Source organism: Bhargavaea beijingensis (genome assembly GCF_900101985.1).
In the GTDB taxonomy this organism is placed as follows: domain Bacteria; phylum Bacillota; class Bacilli; order Bacillales_A; family Planococcaceae; genus Bhargavaea; species Bhargavaea beijingensis.
Genome location: NZ_FNAR01000023.1, coordinates 1 through 17,820, shown reverse-complemented (window position 1 = coordinate 17,820; position 17,820 = coordinate 1). Strand labels below are relative to the sequence as shown.

Here is a 17,820-nt window from a genome sequence, read left to right as displayed (position 1 = left end):
TATACAGGATACGGCATCAAGTGGCATCCTTTTACCGGCATTTTCCTGCAAAAGTAACAGGTCATAGGGGGTGGAATGCGACCTGAGAGGGAAGAGAAGAAAAAAGGGCAACCTTCCAAACGAAATTTGTGTAAGATAGACAAGGCTGAATATGATTCATGACAGAAAGGAGGGGGCCGGATGGCACGGATAAAGGGGATTGCCATGATTGTCATAGGTGCCATGCTCTGGGGGGCTACCGGGCCGATGATGGAGTGGCTGCTCGAGGAAAAGCCCATAGAGGTCGCGCCGTTTATCGTCCTGCGTCTGGTGATTGCCGGAGCGGTGCTCCTCCTGGTCCTGCGGTCGCAGGGGAAGCGGATCGGTCTCATCTGGCGCCAGAAGGCCTGGTCCCGCCAATTGATCCTGTTCGGGATTGTCGGGATGCTGGGGGTCCAGTTTACATTCCTGAGAACCATTGAAGAAAGCAACGCGGTCATCGCGACGCTCCTGCAGTTTCTGGCGCCGATCTTTGTCATCGGCTTCGTTTCGTTCAATCAGAAAAGATGGCCGCCGGTGTATCAGGTTCTCGGCATTGCGGTGACACTCACAGGGCTTGTGCTTCTTTTGACAAATGGCTCCCTGTCTTCACTTGAGGTGTCCAAATCAGCGCTTGCCTGGGGCGTGACACTCGGATTCACGTTCGCATTTTATACCCTTTACCCGGCGCGGCTCATGCACGAATACGGAGTGATCCAGACTGTCGCCTGGGCGATGGTGATCGGCGGGACGGCTTTGTTCCTCACACAGCCACTTGCCGTTTTCCGGATGATTCCGATGCTGCTCGATCCCGTGGCATTGGTCATGCTGATTCTGATCATTGTGTTCGCGACGGCGGGATTTATCCTGTTGCTCGGAAGCACCCAGTTTATCTCGCCGGTCGAGACGAGCGTTCTTTCGAGCTTTGAGCCGCTGACAGCGATGGTCGTATCGATTTTCTGGTTCGGCCAGCTGCTCGGCCCGTGGCAGTTTGCGGGAACCGCCATTATGCTGATTGGTGTCGTCTGGCTGTCGGTCGCCGGCAGCAAGGCATCCGAGGTTGAAGCGGAACCGCCGAAGACGATGTAAAGGCCAGGTAAGAACAAACAGACCCTCCCTTTGCATCCGTTCAGAGGGAGGGCTTTTCAGATTTCACTAAGATCGATCAGGCCTTCCGTTTTCACTTTAGTGCCTTCAGGTACCGTGATCAGGTAGATCGGCAGCCTGTGATAGCTGGAGTAGCCGTCGTCTGTGGAAAAGGGTGGCAGGTCGGGCCTGCTAATCTGATTGATCGTTAATTCATGGAAAGGAGAACCGAGACTAATGGTCTTGCCATCATCGGAAATCTCCACTTTCGGGCGGGGAAGCGTTTCTGATAAATCGTAGCCGTTCATAATCATCGCGGGCCGGAAAATGGTGAGGCTGATCTCCCCGGCACGGCCGTTGCGGATCACGGCCTGGACATAGGAAGTCCCAACCACTGTTTCCGGAGCGCGGATCATCAGTATGTTGCCTGTAAATCCGGTCGTTTCTTCGTAAAAAACCTGATCTGCAGGCACCGCCTCAGGGTTTTTGTCGATGATCACCTTGCTGTATATATCAACGGTTTCACCGGCGGCCTCCTCACCGACATAAGGGAAGTTGTCAGCTGATGGACGGACAAACTGCGCCGCGATTGCCAGAACGGCTAGGAAGCCAATGAGAAGAGCGAATAATCGGATGATGGTTCGGCCTTCCGCCAGGGGGTGTCGCCACCGGAACGCCAAGATCAGGAACAGGACGAGAAGAATGACTGGCAAGACGGCAAGTCCTGTCATGCTTTCACCTCCTGCCGGCTTCCGGCGACAATTGCTCCCAGGAAAAAGAACGCGGTCAGCAGGAGGCACCTGAGGAGAATCATGGACGGCGGACCGTCCCCGGCGAACCGGAATAGGGCGGAAACCAGTTCATTTACCGCTGTGACCCGTAAGAAAACCAGAACCAGCGCAAAAAGGGAGAAGGCGGCAATTCGGGAAACGCTGAACAGCGTACCCGCGAAGTAGCTTGCCGCCGAAAGCACAAGGCAGTATCCGGTAAGCACCGCAAACAACGAAACATAGTGGCCCGTGCCGCCGTCCGGCAAAAGAAGCGGACGGCCCGGGATGAGAGTGAACAGGACCGAAGCCATCTGGACAAGTGTCACAACGAGAGACGCCGTGAGCACGAGAGCCGCAAGATACAGCGCATTCCCGCAGTGCCGGGTCATCCGGTTGCCCGGGAACGTAAAATCCGTCTGCAGAGAATCACGGCTGCTCAGGTAAAGAGGGGAGATGAGCGCCCACAGGAGTGTCAGCCCGATGACCGGATTGGCCGAGTAGTCAACCACATTGATGGTGATTTGTCCGTCACTCGTTCCGAAGCCGTTCCCGCCGGAAAAGGATAGGGCGATGCCAATGACCTGCAGAGCCAGGAGGGATCCGAGAATGCCCGAGCGGCCGTACAGATTGCGCAGAAACTGACTTCTGATAGCGTTACTTGCCGTCGGCTGCGTCAGTGTAGACACGGTCGATTCCTCCTTTCTTCCGGGTCAAGGCGACATAGGCGTCACCGAGTGAGACTGACATGCTCTTGAGTCCGTTTCCTTCACTCATAATCAAAGCGGTTCCTGGTTTCATCATGATGATCGCCTCCGACATGCCCGGGAGTGTATCGTGAAGATCCAGCACTTTTTCCGTTGATGCGGCCCGCCGCACTACGGAGCAGGGACCGCTGATCCGGACGAATCGTTCTTTGAATTCGTCGGCATTTTCATGATGGAGGAGGCGGCCTTCGTGCAGAATGACGATTTCCTCGAACAGATCCTCCACACCCTCCAGCTGATGGCCCGATAACAGAATCATCCTTGGATGGGAGATGTATTCTTTCAGAAGTACTTGGATAAGATCGCTCCGCACACCCGCATCCATACCGTTGAGCGGTTCATCGAACATTGAAAGCGGCGTCCGCGAGGCGATTCCCGCCACCATATTGAAGGTGTTTTTCATCCCCCTGGACAGCTGGATGTGGAACGCATCAGAGGGGATGCCGAAATGATCAAGCAGATTCCGCGCAAGCTTCCGGTCAAAGGAGGGGTAGGTGCGCTCCAACTCATCCAGGATGGTGCCAAGGCGGAGTGCCGGAGGAAAGGTCATCCCCTCATGGACCAAGAGCGTGTTGGCAGAAATCCGCAACGAATTGAACGGTTTCTCGCCTAGTACGCTTACGTTACCGGCGGACGGTTTCAATAGGCCGGCTGCTAGCTGCAGTGCAGTGGACTTACCGGCTCCATTCCGCCCGAGGATGCCGATGATTTTGTTGCCGGCCAAGTTGAGCGTCAGGCCGCTGAGCGCCTTTGTCTTGCCGAAATGCTTGACCACCTGGTGAAAGTTCAAATCCATCACTTTTCTTCCTCCATTTCATCCCTGAGCATGGCAACCAGCTCTTCTTTCGATAACCCGAGCAGCCGGGCCTCTGTGACCGCGTCCCGGATTTTTTCCTGGAGGACGCCGTTCCGCCGCCGGGAAAAAATGATTTTCCGTGCATTCGGAGATACGAACATGCCGAGTCCGCGCTTTTTATAGAGAATGCCCTGTTCGGCCAGCACTGACAAACCTTTTGCAGCGGTGGCGGGGTTGATGCGGTACTGCTCAGCAAGCTGATACTGGGAATAGACTTTTTCATCTTCCTCAAAGTGGCCGGTCAGGATGCCATCTTCGATCCAATCTGCAATCTGCAGGTAGATCGGGGTGCCGCTGTCCGGATTGATCGACACGGGATCACCTCCAGGTAACTAGGTGCATTACTGTTGTAATGTACTATACTATGCTCGGCTGATGGAGGTCAACCGCAATCGACTGAAAATTCCCCCTCCGCCTATCCGGTCGGGGAGGAATATGGCATAATGAAGGAACAGTTGATTCGATATGCGAAGGATATTCGGGGTGAGGCATTGAAAACGGTATTCTCTTATGCAAAAACGTATAAATGGCCGATTGCCATCGCTCTCCTGCTGATGCTTGTCGAGCTGGCGGTCGAGCTGGTCCAGCCCCTCGTCATCGGAAGGATCATCGATGACGGCATCATCCCAGGGGATTCGTCTACGGTCTGGACTTGGGGCGCCGTCATGATGGGACTTGCGATTGCCGCGTTTCTGGCGGGAGTCACGAACTCGTTTTTCGCGGCTCATGCTGCGCACAGTTTCGCATTTGATCTGAGAGCCGCGATGTTCCGGAAAATCCAAACATTCACGATGTCGACGTTCCTGCGCTTTCCGCAGTCCGGTCTCCTGACCCGGATGACGAGCGACATCACGATGACGTCGAACGTCCTTTATATGAGCCTCCGGATTATGCTCCGCGCGCCGCTTGCCGCGGCCGGAAGTTTGATCATGGCGTTTATCGTCAATCCGAAGCTTGCGCTGTTTCTCATGATCGGCGTGCCGTTCCTCGTGATTTTCCTCGTTTTCATGGTGCGGAAAGGGGTGGCGATGTTCGGGCGCGTGCAGCGCCGCCTGGACCGGGTGAACCGGGTCGTGCAGGAGAACCTGCAGGCCGTACGCCTGGTGAAGGCGTACTTGCGCGGGGCCTATGAATCGTCCCGCTTCATGAAAGTGGCTGGCGCGCTCCGTTCGGATACCGTATCGGCTGTCCGGATGATGGAGCTGATTTTGCCGGTGCTTCTCTTCGTCATGAATGTCAGCCTGCTGGCCGTTCTGTGGTTTGGCGCACAGGAAGTCCAGGCAGGCGGAGCGGAAGTCGGTGAAGTCGTCGCAATCGTGAACTACGCTCTCCGGATGACCGGATCGTTCTCGATGTTCTCGTTCATCATCGTGGCATACTCGCGGGCCAAGGCGTCCGCGGAGAGGATGGAAGAAGTGCTTCTTGCGGATGGAGGCACTGAAGATGCGGAGCGGGGAAGCGGGAAGCAGCCTGCCGGCGACCTGCGCTTCGAGAAGGTGTCATTCACCTATGACGGGGCGGACAAGGGGGTCCTCCATGACATCAGTTTCCATGTGGAGCCCGGGGAGAAGCTGGCCATCATGGGCGCGACGGGGTCAGGCAAGTCAACGCTACTGAACCTGATTCCGAGGTTTTTCGAGCCGACATCAGGCAGGGTGCTGCTGGACGGAAAAGACATTCAGGAATGGCCGCTGAAAGACCTGCGGGATGCCATCGGCTATGTGCCGCAGCAGTCGATGCTGTTTACCGGATCGATCCATGAGAACCTGGGCTGGGGCGATTCCGAGGCCGGGTTGGACGAATTGGAAGAAGCTGCGCGGAAAGCCCAGATCCATGATTCCGTCGAGCGTTTCCCGGACAAATACGGAACGCGTGTCGGACAGAAGGGGGTCAACCTGTCGGGCGGCCAGAAGCAGCGCCTGTCCATCGCACGCGCGCTCGTGCGCCATCCGTCGATCCTGATTCTAGACGACAGCACATCGGCGCTGGATGTAAAAACAGAAAATGCCCTCTGGAAAGCGCTCGAGGGGGAGCGCGCGACGATGCTCGTCGTCACGCAGAAAGTCGGGACTGCAGCGGGCGCCGACCGGATCCTCCTGCTGGACGAGGGCCGGGTGTCCGGCTACGGAACACACGGGGAGCTGCTGGCACAATCGGAGCTGTACCGGAAGATCGTCGAATCGCAGAGTGCGAACGCCGGGGAGGTGAACGGGGATGTTTGATTTCATCAGGAAGCCGTTCGGCTACGAACCGATTCTCACGAAGGAAGACCTGAAGAAGCCGAAAGAGAAGAAAAGTGAGCGGCCGAACAACTGGAAGGATGTGCTTTTGCGGATCTGGCGGCTTGTCGATGAGCAGCGCATGCTCCTCATCGCGGTGCTTCTCCTCGTCGCGCTGAGCTCTGCGTTGTCCATTCTGGGGCCGTATCTCGTCGGCCATATCGTCGATGAATACATCGTCTCCGGACGGTTTGACGGGTTCGGGCGGATGGTGATTTTGCTGATTGCCGTCTATGCCGGCCTGTCGGTCTCGATGTACCTACAGAGTTTCTGGATGATCGGCATTTCCCAGCGCGCGGTCTATAAAATGCGAACGGGCCTGTTCAGCCACTTCCAGCAACTCCCGGTGAAGTTTTTCGACCGCAGGCAGCACGGAGAACTCATGAGCCGGATGACAAACGACATCGAGAACGTCAGCCAGACGCTGAATAACTCGTTTATCCAAGTTTTTTCGAGCGTCCTGACGCTCGTGGGTACGGTTGCCGTCATGATTTCCCTGAGCCCTCTGCTGACCGTGCTCACGATGACGATCATCCCGATCATGTTCGCCGCGGTCCGCTGGATCACGAAGCGGACAGGGCGGCTGTACAAAGCGCAGCAACGCGCGGTCGGCGAGCTGAACGGCATGATCGAGGAGTCGATCTCCGGACAACGAATCGTCAAAGCGTTTTCGCAGGAAGACCGGGTGATGGAGGAATTCACCGAGAAAAGTGAACGACTCCGCCGGACCGGTTTCTGGGCGCTGACCTATGCCGGATTCATTCCGAAAGTGATGAACTTCCTGAACAACGGCGCGTTCGCGGTTGTTGCCGGCGTCGGCGGAATCTTGGCGCTGACCGGCGACGGCCTTGTCACCATCGGGACCATTGTCATCTTCACCGAGTATGCCCGCCAGTTCACCCGTCCGCTCAACGACCTTGCCAACCAGTTCAACACCGTCCTTTCCGCCATTGCCGGCGCGGAGCGTGTGTTTGCCATCATGGACGAGGAGCCGGAGCGAGACGATGCGAAGGGCCACTCGGACACAGTTCTCAAAGGGGATGTGGAATTCCTGAATGTCGCGTTCGGTTACGGCGGGGACGGCTATACGGTCGAAGGAATCAGCTTCCGGGTGCGACCTGGCGAGGCGGCGGCGTTTGTCGGGGCGACCGGCGCCGGGAAAACGACCGTCATGCAGCTATTGGCCCGTTTTTACGACGCGAATGAAGGACAGATCCTGATCGATGGCATTCCGATCACCGAACTGCCGAGGAAAACTCTCAGAAGCCAGATGGCGTTCGTTCTCCAGGATCCGTTTTTGTTTGAGTCTACCGTCATGGAAAATATCCGCTATGGCCGCCTGGATGCTACCGATGAGGAAGTCGTCGCAGCGGCGAAGGAAGCCAATGCGCACGACTTCATCATGAAGCTGGAAGACGGCTATGGGACGGTGTTGTCCGCGGACGGCGGGGAAATCAGCCAGGGGCAGAAACAGCTGCTCTCCATCGCAAGGGCGCTTGTCGCCGACCCGGTGCTGCTTTTGCTGGACGAGGCGACTTCTTCGATCGACACGGTCACCGAGATGAAAATCCAGGAAGCGCTTGAGCGGCTGATGGTTGGCCGCACGAGCTTGATCATCGCCCACAGGCTGAACACGGTGAGAAAAGCTGACCTCATCTTTGTCATGCAGGACGGCCGACTCGCCGAATCCGGCAGGCAGCAGGACCTGATCGGCAGCGGGGGACTGTACGATCAGATGCTGAAGAACGCGGAATTATGAGAAGAAACCCGGGGCCTCGGCCCCGGGTTTCTGGTATAGACAAGTATGAAAGATCAGTAAAGTGGCGTGAAAGATCAATAAGGCGTCGTGAAAGATCAATACGGTGAGGTGAAAGATCACGAACCGGATTGATTCCGAATTTATCTGACCATCGCAGCGGAACCGGATTTTTTTCTTGGACGAAAACCGCCGAGCAAGACCTTTCCGTATGGCACGAATTTTTCAAGCGCAATCGATACCAGAATCGGAAGGACAAGGCCGATTGCGGTGAATCCGATCAGGCCATAATTGAAGAAGTCATTAAGAACGATGTCCGCGAAAATATGGAGATACATGATCGAGATAGAATGCTTCTCGATAAACTGCAGCCAGTTCAGCGGCATCTTTTGGGCGGCACGCTGGAACAGCCCGATGACCACAATTGTGCAGGAAATCGGAATGATCAGGTCCAGGAAGAAGTGGTCATACCGCAGGAACTTCATGCTGAGGTGATAGTCGAATAATCCCGCTGCGTCCAGGGCGAGGCAGGCGGCGATGGTCACTGCTCCGGCAGCGAGCGCCTTGCCGCTGATTTCCATCCAAAACGTCTTCATGTAGTAGCCGATCGCAAAATAAACGAGAGCCATGAGTGCGACGTCTACGTTCCAGGGGAGTGGAATCTGCTGGGCGGATTCGACAACACCGCCGTCCAGCACCCGCTGGGCGAACAAGCTTTCCGTATGTGCGACGACATAGCAAAGGGCGACCAGGCCGATCTGGACCTTTCTGCTAAAGTGCCTCGTCATGAATGTAAACAGCACGAACACGGCGAACAGGGCCGTCACGAACCAGAACACCCCGTAAGCCCCCCGGACAAACCGGCCGCCGACGACAAGCGTCCAAAGGTCATTGAGGTACCATTGAAGGTCGGTATTTCCGTAACCCAGTTCCATCCCATAGCGCATTGCCGTTATGAGGACCAGGAAGAATAAGTAAGGGACAATCAATTGCATGAATCGTTTCCTGATGGTTTCTCCGGCCTCAGCGCGGCTTTTCGCTTCCTTGAAGAACAACCCGCTCAACAGGAAAAAGGCCGGCATATGGAACCAATAAATGTATTTGGAAAGGGGAAAGTCAAGCTCTCCGGGATAATGGCCGATCACGACAAGAATCATCAAAAAACCTTTCGTGACATCGACCCAGGTCAGTCTCTGTTTAGCCATGGCGGACCCTCCATCTATACATGAGTCTTGGGTTCTATCTCCCGAATACATGCCCCATTTTTACAGGTTCCAAACCTGCAGGGGGGAATACGGGCATCTTACACCCATCAGCCATATTTGAAAAGATACAATAATTGGCGGCCGTCCCCACATCGGGAACGGCCGCCTTCACGAATCATTTCGTTTCTTCAATGTTCAACTTTGGACCCTCTTTGAAATTCACTTCAAGTTCAAATTTGGTGTAGTCCTGGATTTCCAGGGCGTTGAGAATTTTCTTCTTGGCTTCTTCCTCGCTCACATTCTGGTCAAGCAGGATTTCTTTGAATAAAGCATCCAGCTCATTCATCGCTTCTTCCTGATGGTTGTCCTCGTCGTAATCGACGCCTTCCAGCGTGTTTTTATACTCGGCCTCGAACGTTCCGTCTGTCTTGGTTTCATAGCTTGCATCCACTGCATCTTTGCCGTCCACGTCAATTTCAAGATCAAATTCCGTGAAGCCGTAGCCCTGTGTGGTTTCCTGCATCCCGTCATTTTTCCCGCCGGCCGGGTTGTCGCCGGCTTTGTCATTTTCGATCGCTGTTTCGGTGTTATCTCCCGTCTTTTCGGTCGTTGGTGCATGATCGTCATTGTTGCCGCCAGTTGCGTCGTCCATGGCATCATTATTGTTGCCGCAGGCGCCGAGAGTGAGGATGGCGGCGAGTGCCGTGATTCCAAGTAGTTTGTGTTGCATGGTTGCACGTCCTTTCGATTCCCTGTTTGTAGTTTATCTTTCCTAATCCTCAAAAATTTAAACAGTGTGTGCGTGGCAGGTGCGGTTCGGATATGCCATAATCGATGAAAACATTGATGGGACGGTCAGGAGGGACATGATGGAAATTTTTGCGCATCGCGGTGCATCCGGCAGCCGGCCGGAAAATACATTGGCCGCATTCAGGGAAGCGGCGGGTCTGCCGATCGATGGTGTGGAACTGGACGTCCATTTATCGGGCGACGGGGTGCCGGTCGTGATTCATGACGAGACAGTCGACCGGACAACTGACGGCAGCGGATATGTCAAGGCCATGACTGTGGATGAACTAAAGCAGCTAAGCGCCGGCTGCCGGTTTTCCGACGAATACTACGATGAACGGATTCCGACGTTGCGGGAAGTGCTGGAGCTGTTCCGGGGCAAGCCGCATCGGCTGAACATCGAGCTCAAATCGGATGTGTTCCCTTATCCTGGAATGCGTCAGAAAGTGATCGCATTGGTGAGGGAATTTGGAATTGCAGATCAGGTCATCTTGTCATCTTTTGACCATGTGACGCTGGAGGCGGTAAAGCGCGAAGCGCCGGAAATCGAGACAGGAATGCTGTTTGTCGAAATCCTTGCCGATGCCCGGGCAACGGCAGCCCGAATCAGTGCCGATGCCCTTCATCCCGCGCTGCCATACGCAGTGCGTGAACCTGGCAGGCAGGCAGCGGCAGAAGGCGCAGTGTTGCGTGTCTACACAGTCAATGAACCGGAGTACGCGGTTATGGCACGCGAAGCGGGTGCACAGGCCATTTTCACCGATTACCCGGATAGGATGCTCAAATTGTTCAAATAAATACACAGGAACCGGCAAAATGCGGTTCCTGTGTTTTGTTTTGATCACCAAGTAGCACGGTGCTCCTCGCTGCACCCGATAAGTTTTACGAGATGAAGGTTGACGCCGGCTTCCTCCAGGCGGATGCGCCCCCTGAAATAGCCGAACAGCTGGTGGACATCCGATTTGACGAGTTTGGCATCCGTAGCCGTGATGCGCTCAAAAAAAGGAGTGAAAGTCAGATCAACTGAGTTTGTGAATTTGGTCCGGATTCTCCACGTTTTCATGTAGTCGTCCGGATCATAATCAAATAGTACATCCTCGCTGATTTTATGCATCTTGCCGTCGACGAACACGGCGTTTTCGGTCATGCCGGTCCCGTCGGTCCACTGTCCTCCGAAGTTCAGCCCGATGCGCCGGCGCCCATAGCGCTGGGAAGCCATTGCCCAGTTCCAGACGGCCTTCCGGGGCCAGATGCCCCTGCCGAAATCGAGGACGGCGAATGATTCCTCCCTGGCAAGTAGGGAACGCCGGTCATCAATCGTGATGAACCCTTCGGCCGGCAGGAGATGGTGCTTGGCAGTGAACTGATATTGGTGGCGGTTCCATGGTACAACCACGTTTAGCGACTCCTCGCCTTCAGGGTGCCCGATATGCAGATCCGCATGGAGAAGTTCACCGTCAAAGTCGGGCACTGTGACGAGCAGATGGGTCTCGCCCTTGATGTGAATCATTTGGATGTTCATGTCTGGGTGGGTGAAAGACACATTGCCGAGCACTTCATCACCCATCCGGACATTTCGGCCCATCGGCACGGTGACCGTTTTCTCAAAAAACCGCTGGGTTTCATAGTGGAAAACATAAACGAAACAGGATGCGGCATAGTCGAGGTGGGACACCGTCACGGAAAACAGCACGTCTTCAGCGTACACGCACCAGTGATTCCAGCGCTTTTTGCGCATATAGTTTTTTGCGAGATTGCCCGTGATGATCGGGTTCCGGGCGAAGCCGATTGCTTCCGGATTCAGCGTCCCGTCGGGATTGGAAAGCCGGACGGGTTCTGTCAATTCGCGCTCTTTGTGCTGCATACGATCACCTCGAAAACGACTATTGTCAAACTTTCGTTTTGCTGATATACTCTTTATTGTACCAGAGACACGGGGCATTAGCTCAATTGGGAGAGCGTTGCGCTGGCAGCGCAGAGGTCAGGGGTTCGAGCCCCCTATGCTCCATCATCCAAAACCGCCGGAATCCTTCATTGGATTCCGGCGGTTTCATTTTAATCGTCGGAGTTTGCCATAATCCCGGGTAAGGCTCCCTGCGTTACTTGCGTTGAATCACTGATTCCATCGGAACCACTGAAAAAACATCGTAATGGCTGATGGAAGTCAACGTCCCGGGACACCTGAGGGAAGCGAGGGCGACTCTTGGAACGGAACTCAGCCTTTTCACTTTTTCAGCGCCCTCGAACCACCCGTCTGAAATTCGGAAGCACTCATCCAGACCCGCGCTATAGGATTGGCCCCCAAACGGCCGCATAACACGTTCCGCTCTCCGCATACGTTGCAGGAAAGGGGGTGCGAATGTTGGCGGTCTATGACCGGGAAGCGGCCGTTGCCTATGCGAACCGGTGGTGGGACGACTACAATCCCGCGTATCCGAAGTTTGATGTGGACTGCACGAACTATATCTCGCAGTGCCTGAGGGCAGGCGGTGCGCCGATGTGGGGGTCGCCGAATCGGGAGCGGGGCTGGTGGATCGGGGGAGGCAGCTGGAGTTTCAGCTGGAGCGTGTCCCATTCGCTCCGGTGGTACCTGGCGGGCTCCCAGCGGGGGCTGACGGCAAGACGGGTGCAGTCTGCGGAAGAGTTGGAGCCGGGGGATGTCATCTCTTACGACTTTGAAGGGGACGGCGTCTTTAATCACACTACGATCGTAACATCGAAGAGGGACGGCGTTCCGTATGTGAATGCCCATACGTACAACGTCCGTGACCGTCACTGGGCATACAAGGATTCGTATGCCTGGAGCCCGGACGCGACGTATGTCTTCTGGAAAATCAGCGATCGATTTGACTAAATGCAAAAAAAACGGCCGGGCACATTCGCCACGGCCGTTTCCATGTTCTCGCAGAATTCTTAATCAAAGTCATACCAGATGACGGCCATCGTGCCTTCGCCGGCATGGACGGCAAGGACGGAGCCGATGTCACCCATCTTCACCTCAAGCCCGGGCATGGCTTCAAGCATCTGATCTTTTAACCGGTTCGCTTCCTTAGGGCTGTTGGCATGCATGAGGTGGATGGTACGGCGTCCGTGATCATAGGCGGCTTTTGCTTTGTCGACAAGGTAGCGGAACGCCCTTTTCTCGGAGCGGACTTTGTCGATGACGTCAAGCTTGCCCTCGGGGGTGATTTGGATGATCGGCTTAATCTGCAGCATGCTGCCGAGGTAGAACTGGACGCTTCCCATTCGTCCGCCCTTATGCAACTGGTTCAGCTGTCCGATATAGATGTAGGAGCGGGTTTTTCCGACATGAGTTCCGATCTCACGGGCAATCTCGTCACGGCTTTTTCCTTGCTGTTCCAGTTCCATGGCAAACCGGATCAGCCCGGTCGTGCCGTAGGACAGCGATTTGCCGTCGATGATGCGGACGTCGAATCCGCTCAGCTCTGCCCCGGAAACGGCAGAGGCATAAGTGCCGCTCAATTCCGACGTAAGCATGACCGCAAGTCCCTGCTCGTACTCTTCCTTGAGACGGTCAAACAGTTCTGCAAAACGGCCTGCGGACGGCTGCGATGTTTTCGGCAACTCGCTGGACGTGCGGATTTTTTCATACAATTCTTCAGGACGGATGCCGACACCGTCCGCATACGCCTGGTCTCCAAAATGAACATTGAGTGGCACGACATACAAATCCGGATGGTTCGCCAATTCAGTTGAAATATGGGCGGTGCTGTCTACGATATAGGCAATCGGCTTTTTCTTCATTATTTATCCCCCTGTAAGTGCTGGCGTTTTCTGATTACTATACCACACTGTGCAATAAAGAAGGCGGAGAAATAAAAAAGGCTGATACTATACTAGGATAATATAAGGTGTCCTGGAGATTTTGTTATCATTTGAATAATGTCTGAGCCCGTCGGATGGCCTTGCTGAAGTCCAGCCTATGACGGATAAGCACCAGTCCGCCTGCCATTAAAAGCGGCCATGAAGAAGGGAGGATGCCGGAGAACCAAAGTGCGGCAGTCCAGGCCGCGAAACCTCCCGGCATGGCCAGTGTTACCGATCGGAGCGGGAGGAGGGAGGCGGCTATCCCGACTGCGAATCCGGTGAAGGCAGGGGGAGAAAAGGCAAGAGCGGCACCAATCCAGGCGGATACGCCCTTTCCGCCTCTTCCTCCTGACAGGGGAAAGACATGGCCCAATACCGCAAGCGAGCCGCCGGCAGCGACCAGCCATTCCGGGTGGCCGAGATACAGGCCGGCCAGGACGGCAGCGGCGCCTTTCATGGCATCCCCTGCGAACACCGATATAAATGCACCAGCCCCAAATAGTCTCCCGGCGTTTCTCGCACCGGGATTTCCGCTTCCCCCGGATGCCGGATCGGCGCCGAGCAGGCGGCCGACAACGCGTGCCCAGAGTATCGAACCCACCGCCCAGCAAAAAGCCAGGTAGACAAGGGTATGAAGGCTTAAGGTGTCCAACGGCATCCCTCCCCGGGGTCTGCTATAATCAGGGTGACTACTGGTAGCGAAGGAGAATCATGATGAGCCAACAGCAGATGAGTGTCCGGCAAGCAGTGATCGAGCGCCGTTCCATCAAGAATTTCAACGGTGCCCCGGTTTCCCGGGATGACGTCATGGCGGTGCTGGCCGATTCCAGGTTTGCGCCGAACCACGGCAAACGCGAACCGTGGAGGTTTATCGTCGGGGCAGGAGACAACCTTCCCGATGTCCAGCGCCTGATCAGGGAGTACGCCATCCCGAACTGGCGGGACCTGACGGAAGAAGCGCTGGAGCGCCAATCTTCCAAGTTCACGAGCGCGGGAGCCATTGTCTTTGCGATCGTCCGCGAAGATATGCGCCAGAAACAGCGCATCGAAGACCATATGGCGATTGCCGCGTTCCTGCAAAACGCCCAGCTCCTCGCGTGGGACAAGGGCATCGGTACATGCATCAAGACACCTGCCTGGCTGGATCAGCCCGATTTCCGCGAGGCGCTGGGCGCCGGTGATGGGGAACGCGTGATCGGCATGCTGCACTTCGGCCATTCGGATACGATGCCGAAGCCATGGGACCACACCCCGATTGAAGAGAAAGTAACGTTTTACTCGGCTCCGGAAAGCGCGGACGACACTTCAAAGTAATAGTCGCCGATGACGCGAAGCCCTTTGTCGAAGTTTTCGAGATGGAAGTGTTCGTTCGGCGCGTGGAAGTTTTCTGAGGACAGCCCGAAGCCCATCAGGACGACCGGCAGGCCCAGGATCTCATCAAACGCCGCCACGATCGGAATCGACCCGCCGCCGCGTGTATAAGCGGTCGGAACCTTGTACACCCGTTCATACGACTTGCCCGCGGCCTGGATGGCAGGGTGGTCGTACGGGGTGAGGAACGGTTTGCCCTTGTCGAATTCGGTCACGGTCACTGCGACGCCGGCCGGTTTGTTTTTTTCGATATGGCTGCGCAGTTTCCGGACGATGTCGTCCGGGTCCTGGTCCGGTACGAGGCGGCAAGTGATCTTCGCGCCCGCTTCGGCCGGAAGGACCGTCTTGATCCCTTCACCGGAAAATCCGCCGAATACGCCATTGATCTCCAATGTCGGGCGGGTCCATGTGCGCTCAAGATGCGAATAGCCCGGTTCACCGAAGAGCTCGCTTATGCCGAGCTCTTTTTTCAATGCTTCCTCATCGAAGCTGAGCTTCCGGTATTCATTCCGCTCTTCTTCCGTCGCGGGGCGTACGTCATCGTAGAAACCGTCAACTGTAATCGTGCCTTCCTTATCGCGGAAAGAGGCGAGCAGTTCAACGAGCGCATGGATGGCGTTCTGGACACCGCCGCCGTACAGGCCTGAGTGGAGGTCGCCCTTGGCTCCCTTGACATCAATCTGGACACCCGCAAGCCCCCGGAGTCCGTAACAGACCGCCGGCTGGCCCGGCCCCTGCATGCCCGTGTCGGAGATGACAATCACGTCTGCGGCAAGCTTGTCCTTATTTTCTTCCACATAGGCCGGAAGGTTCGGGCTGCCGATCTCTTCCTCGCCTTCGATGCAGAATTTCACATTCACCGGGAGTTTGCCGTTCGTCTTGAGCAGGGCTTCGACAGCTTTCACATGCATGAACACCTGGCCCTTGTCATCGCTTGCTCCCCGCGCATACAGCTTGTTGCCGCGGACTTCGGGCTCGAACGGCGCGCTGTCCCACAGCTCCAGCGGGTCGACCGGCTGGACATCGTAGTGGCCATAGATGAGGAGGGTCGGCTGGCCTTCCGCATGCAGCCAGTCCGCATAGACGACAGGATGGCCCTCCGTTTCATCGATGGAGATGTTTTCAAGTCCCGCAGCCTTGAGCGATTCTGCAAGCCATTCTGCGGCGTTTCTCATGTCGGCTTTGTGCTCGGAGAGCGAGCTGATGCTCGGGATTTTCAGGAATTCATTCAGCTCGGCCAGATGCACATCGCGTTGCTCTGTAAAATAGCGGTCCAATTCATTCAGATGGTCCATCATTGATCCCTCTTTCCGGTATGGTTTACGTGCCCAGTATACCAGAAACAGAGAAAGCGGATTCAAATGGACCTATAGGGGGAAAGGTTTATGGTATGATGTTCAATAAGCGATTGAATTCCGTGTAAACTCAGGGGGAATGGCTTTTGTTTATCGTCTTGGGAATCCTGCTCTTCCTGTCCTTCTTTTTCTCGGGCAGTGAAACGGCGCTTACCGCCACGAACAGGATGAAGGTACAGCTCCGGGCTGACCAGGGAGACAAGAAATCCGAGAAATTGCTGAAACTCATCAACAAGCCCGATCGGATGATCACATCAATCCTCATCGGGAACAATATTGTGAATATCCTCTTGCCGACCCTCCTGACCGCCATTGCAATCGACAAGGGCTGGCAGGTCGGGCTGGCTACGACCGTCCTGACGATCACACTGATCATCTTCGGCGAAGTGTTGCCGAAGACGATCGCTGCGACTTTTTCGGAAAAAGTCTCGTATATGGTCTTTCCGATTATCCGGCTGCTGGTCACCGTGCTATCTCCGCTGACCTATCTGCTGTCGCTGTTCACGAATATTTTCATCCGCATCATTTCGCGGGGGGCAGTGACTGAGGCGACGCTGACGAAAGATGACCTTCGCTCGATGGTTGATATTGCGTCGACGGAAGGGACGTTCGAAGAAGAAGAGTCCATCCGTCTCAAAGGGGTGCTGGACTTTCCGGAGAAAGATGTGTCCGACGTGATGTCGGCCCACCGGACGGAAATCGTCGGCGTGCCGCTTGGTGCTTCCTATGAAGAAGTCCGGGACACCATCCTTGACCACTGGTATACGCGTTATCCCGTGTACGTGGACAATATGGATACCATTGTCGGTGTGTTTTACTCCAAACAGCTGATCGAATGGTCGATGGCGCCGGAGTCGACCATTGAGGACTATATGGACCGGGAGCCGCTGTTTGTCGTCGAGACGCTCAGTGTCGAGCGGGTGTTCAAAATGATGCTCGCCAAAAAGAAGCATATCGCAATCGTCCTTGATGAATACGGGGGCACACTCGGCATCGTCACACACGAAGACATCATTGAAGAAATGATCGGCCAGGATATTGAGGACGAAACCGACCAGGAAGACGAAGTGCTGGTCTATGAAATGACCGATACCCGGCTGGAGTGTTCAGGCCGGCTCGAGATGGATGACGTGATGGAGTCGTTCCGGGACGAGATGCCGGACGAGCACGAGACCGTCGGCGGCTTTGTCCTTCAGCAACTCGGGCATGTGCCTGAACCGGGCGAAACATTCACCTACGGCAACCTGGATGTCGTCATCGAGGAAATGGACCGCAACCGTATCACCCGCATGCTCATCACCAAACGGGAACATGAAGAAGCGGAACAAGCGGCCACTGCCGACGAATAAAATGCAGGCAAAATTAAAAACGCAGGCGAGAGCCTGCGTCAGACTGTAGACAAAGTGAGTATATTACTCCTTTGTCTGCAGTTTTTTTCTTTTCCATAAAATCCTCCGGATTTCCGCTGCGGGCCCTTGTTGGCCAACGCTGTCGCTTTTGGCCACAGACGCCGTTCTTCGTGACGCGTCGGCTAGTCCGCGGGCGTTGCCTTAGCCGGCGCCAGTACGTAGACTGGCGTCTGTGCGCATCGCAAAGCGTTGCGCAACATCTGCGGGGTCTTCGGCTAACGCTTTTCCCGCAGGTGTCTCGGGCCCTCCGCTTCAATCCGCCATATGGCTTATTGAGGCAAACCGTACCTGTTTATATAATCGAATGAACAGACTACAAAATGGGTGATGAATA

17 protein-coding genes and 1 tRNA gene are annotated in these 17,820 nt (G+C 55.5%); 8 read left to right on the top strand and 10 right to left on the bottom strand.

The window, feature by feature from the left end; all coding sequences use genetic code 11:
* Positions 1–180 precede the first annotated feature (180 nt).
* On the top strand, positions 181–1,107 hold the full coding sequence (locus BLT01_RS12995; RefSeq protein ID WP_092098458.1) for a DMT family transporter: 927 nt from the start codon (positions 181–183) through the stop codon (positions 1,105–1,107).
* A 56-nt stretch (positions 1,108–1,163) separates the two neighbouring features.
* Here the strand turns inward: BLT01_RS12995 and BLT01_RS12990 are convergent, their stop codons facing one another.
* The 4 genes from BLT01_RS12990 to BLT01_RS12975 are packed head-to-tail and all read right to left on the bottom strand — an operon-like array spanning position 1,164 to position 3,808.
* Positions 1,164–1,835, bottom strand: coding sequence for a hypothetical protein (locus BLT01_RS12990; RefSeq protein WP_092098456.1), 672 nt, complete (start codon positions 1,833–1,835; stop codon positions 1,164–1,166).
* Positions 1,832–2,560 carry a hypothetical protein gene (locus BLT01_RS12985; RefSeq protein WP_092098454.1) on the bottom strand — a complete coding sequence of 243 codons (729 nt, stop codon included), beginning with the start codon at positions 2,558–2,560 and terminating at the stop codon, positions 1,832–1,834. Before BLT01_RS12985 ends, BLT01_RS12990 begins: the two co-directional genes overlap by 4 nt.
* Positions 2,529–3,434 carry an ATP-binding cassette domain-containing protein gene (locus BLT01_RS12980; RefSeq protein ID WP_092098452.1) on the bottom strand — a complete coding sequence of 302 codons (906 nt, stop codon included), beginning with the start codon at positions 3,432–3,434 and terminating at the stop codon, positions 2,529–2,531. Before BLT01_RS12980 ends, BLT01_RS12985 begins: the two co-directional genes overlap by 32 nt.
* Positions 3,434–3,808 (bottom strand): GntR family transcriptional regulator, encoded by a 375-nt coding sequence (locus BLT01_RS12975; RefSeq protein WP_092098450.1) that lies wholly within the window; start codon positions 3,806–3,808, stop codon positions 3,434–3,436. The genes BLT01_RS12980 and BLT01_RS12975 overlap by 1 nt, the downstream gene beginning before the upstream one ends.
* A gap of 177 nt (positions 3,809–3,985) precedes the next feature.
* On the opposite strand from BLT01_RS12975, the gene BLT01_RS12970 reads away from it, so the two are divergent.
* On the top strand, positions 3,986–5,716 hold the full coding sequence (locus tag BLT01_RS12970; RefSeq protein WP_092098488.1) for an ABC transporter ATP-binding protein: 1,731 nt from the start codon (positions 3,986–3,988) through the stop codon (positions 5,714–5,716).
* On the top strand, positions 5,709–7,532 hold the full coding sequence (locus tag BLT01_RS12965) for an ABC transporter ATP-binding protein (protein WP_092098448.1): 1,824 nt from the start codon (positions 5,709–5,711) through the stop codon (positions 7,530–7,532). Before BLT01_RS12970 ends, BLT01_RS12965 begins: the two co-directional genes overlap by 8 nt.
* 140 nt (positions 7,533–7,672) lie before the next feature.
* Here BLT01_RS12965 and BLT01_RS12960 read toward each other — a convergent pair whose 3' ends face one another.
* Together BLT01_RS12960 and BLT01_RS12955 are read right to left on the bottom strand one after the other, a co-directional pair.
* Complete coding sequence (locus BLT01_RS12960; RefSeq protein WP_092098446.1) at positions 7,673–8,734, bottom strand: acyltransferase family protein; 1,062 nt, start codon at positions 8,732–8,734, stop codon at positions 7,673–7,675.
* 175 nt (positions 8,735–8,909) lie between these two features.
* Positions 8,910–9,464, bottom strand: coding sequence for a YusW family protein (locus tag BLT01_RS12955; protein ID WP_092098444.1), 555 nt, complete (start codon positions 9,462–9,464; stop codon positions 8,910–8,912).
* Positions 9,465–9,603: 139 nt separating this feature from the next.
* Between BLT01_RS12955 and BLT01_RS12950 the strand changes: the two genes are divergently transcribed.
* Positions 9,604–10,320: a glycerophosphodiester phosphodiesterase gene (locus BLT01_RS12950; RefSeq protein WP_092098442.1), complete on the top strand. Its 717-nt coding sequence runs from the start codon at positions 9,604–9,606 to the stop codon at positions 10,318–10,320.
* 44 nt (positions 10,321–10,364) lie between these two features.
* On the opposite strand, the gene BLT01_RS12945 is transcribed toward BLT01_RS12950, so the two are convergent.
* Complete coding sequence (locus BLT01_RS12945) at positions 10,365–11,387, bottom strand: DUF2804 domain-containing protein (RefSeq protein ID WP_092098440.1); 1,023 nt, start codon at positions 11,385–11,387, stop codon at positions 10,365–10,367.
* A 71-nt stretch (positions 11,388–11,458) separates the two neighbouring features.
* On the opposite strand from BLT01_RS12945, the gene BLT01_RS12940 reads away from it, so the two are divergent.
* Positions 11,459–11,531 (top strand) — tRNA-Ala (locus tag BLT01_RS12940).
* Positions 11,532–11,882: 351 nt separating this feature from the next.
* The gene (locus BLT01_RS12935; RefSeq protein ID WP_092098438.1) at positions 11,883–12,377 is read left to right on the top strand and encodes an amidase domain-containing protein; all 495 of its coding nucleotides are present in this window, start codon (positions 11,883–11,885) and stop codon (positions 12,375–12,377) included.
* A gap of 59 nt (positions 12,378–12,436) precedes the next feature.
* Here BLT01_RS12935 and BLT01_RS12930 read toward each other — a convergent pair whose 3' ends face one another.
* Together BLT01_RS12930 and BLT01_RS12925 are read right to left on the bottom strand one after the other, a co-directional pair.
* The gene (locus tag BLT01_RS12930; RefSeq protein WP_092098436.1) at positions 12,437–13,288 is read right to left on the bottom strand and encodes a DegV family protein; all 852 of its coding nucleotides are present in this window, start codon (positions 13,286–13,288) and stop codon (positions 12,437–12,439) included.
* Positions 13,289–13,415: 127 nt separating this feature from the next.
* Positions 13,416–14,003: a glycerol-3-phosphate acyltransferase gene (locus BLT01_RS12925; protein WP_176765157.1), complete on the bottom strand. Its 588-nt coding sequence runs from the start codon at positions 14,001–14,003 to the stop codon at positions 13,416–13,418.
* Positions 14,004–14,065: 62 nt separating this feature from the next.
* On the opposite strand from BLT01_RS12925, the gene BLT01_RS12920 reads away from it, so the two are divergent.
* Positions 14,066–14,665 carry a nitroreductase family protein gene (locus BLT01_RS12920; RefSeq protein ID WP_092098432.1) on the top strand — a complete coding sequence of 200 codons (600 nt, stop codon included), beginning with the start codon at positions 14,066–14,068 and terminating at the stop codon, positions 14,663–14,665.
* Here the strand turns inward: BLT01_RS12920 and BLT01_RS12915 are convergent.
* Positions 14,626–16,017, bottom strand: a complete 1,392-nt coding sequence (locus BLT01_RS12915; RefSeq protein WP_092098430.1) for a dipeptidase — start codon at positions 16,015–16,017, stop codon at positions 14,626–14,628. The two genes, BLT01_RS12920 and BLT01_RS12915, sit on opposite strands and share 40 nt — an antisense overlap.
* Before the next feature lie 146 nt (positions 16,018–16,163).
* On the opposite strand from BLT01_RS12915, the gene BLT01_RS12910 reads away from it, so the two are divergent.
* The gene (locus BLT01_RS12910) at positions 16,164–17,426 is read left to right on the top strand and encodes a hemolysin family protein (protein ID WP_092098428.1); all 1,263 of its coding nucleotides are present in this window, start codon (positions 16,164–16,166) and stop codon (positions 17,424–17,426) included.
* Positions 17,427–17,820: the final 394 nt, after the last annotated feature.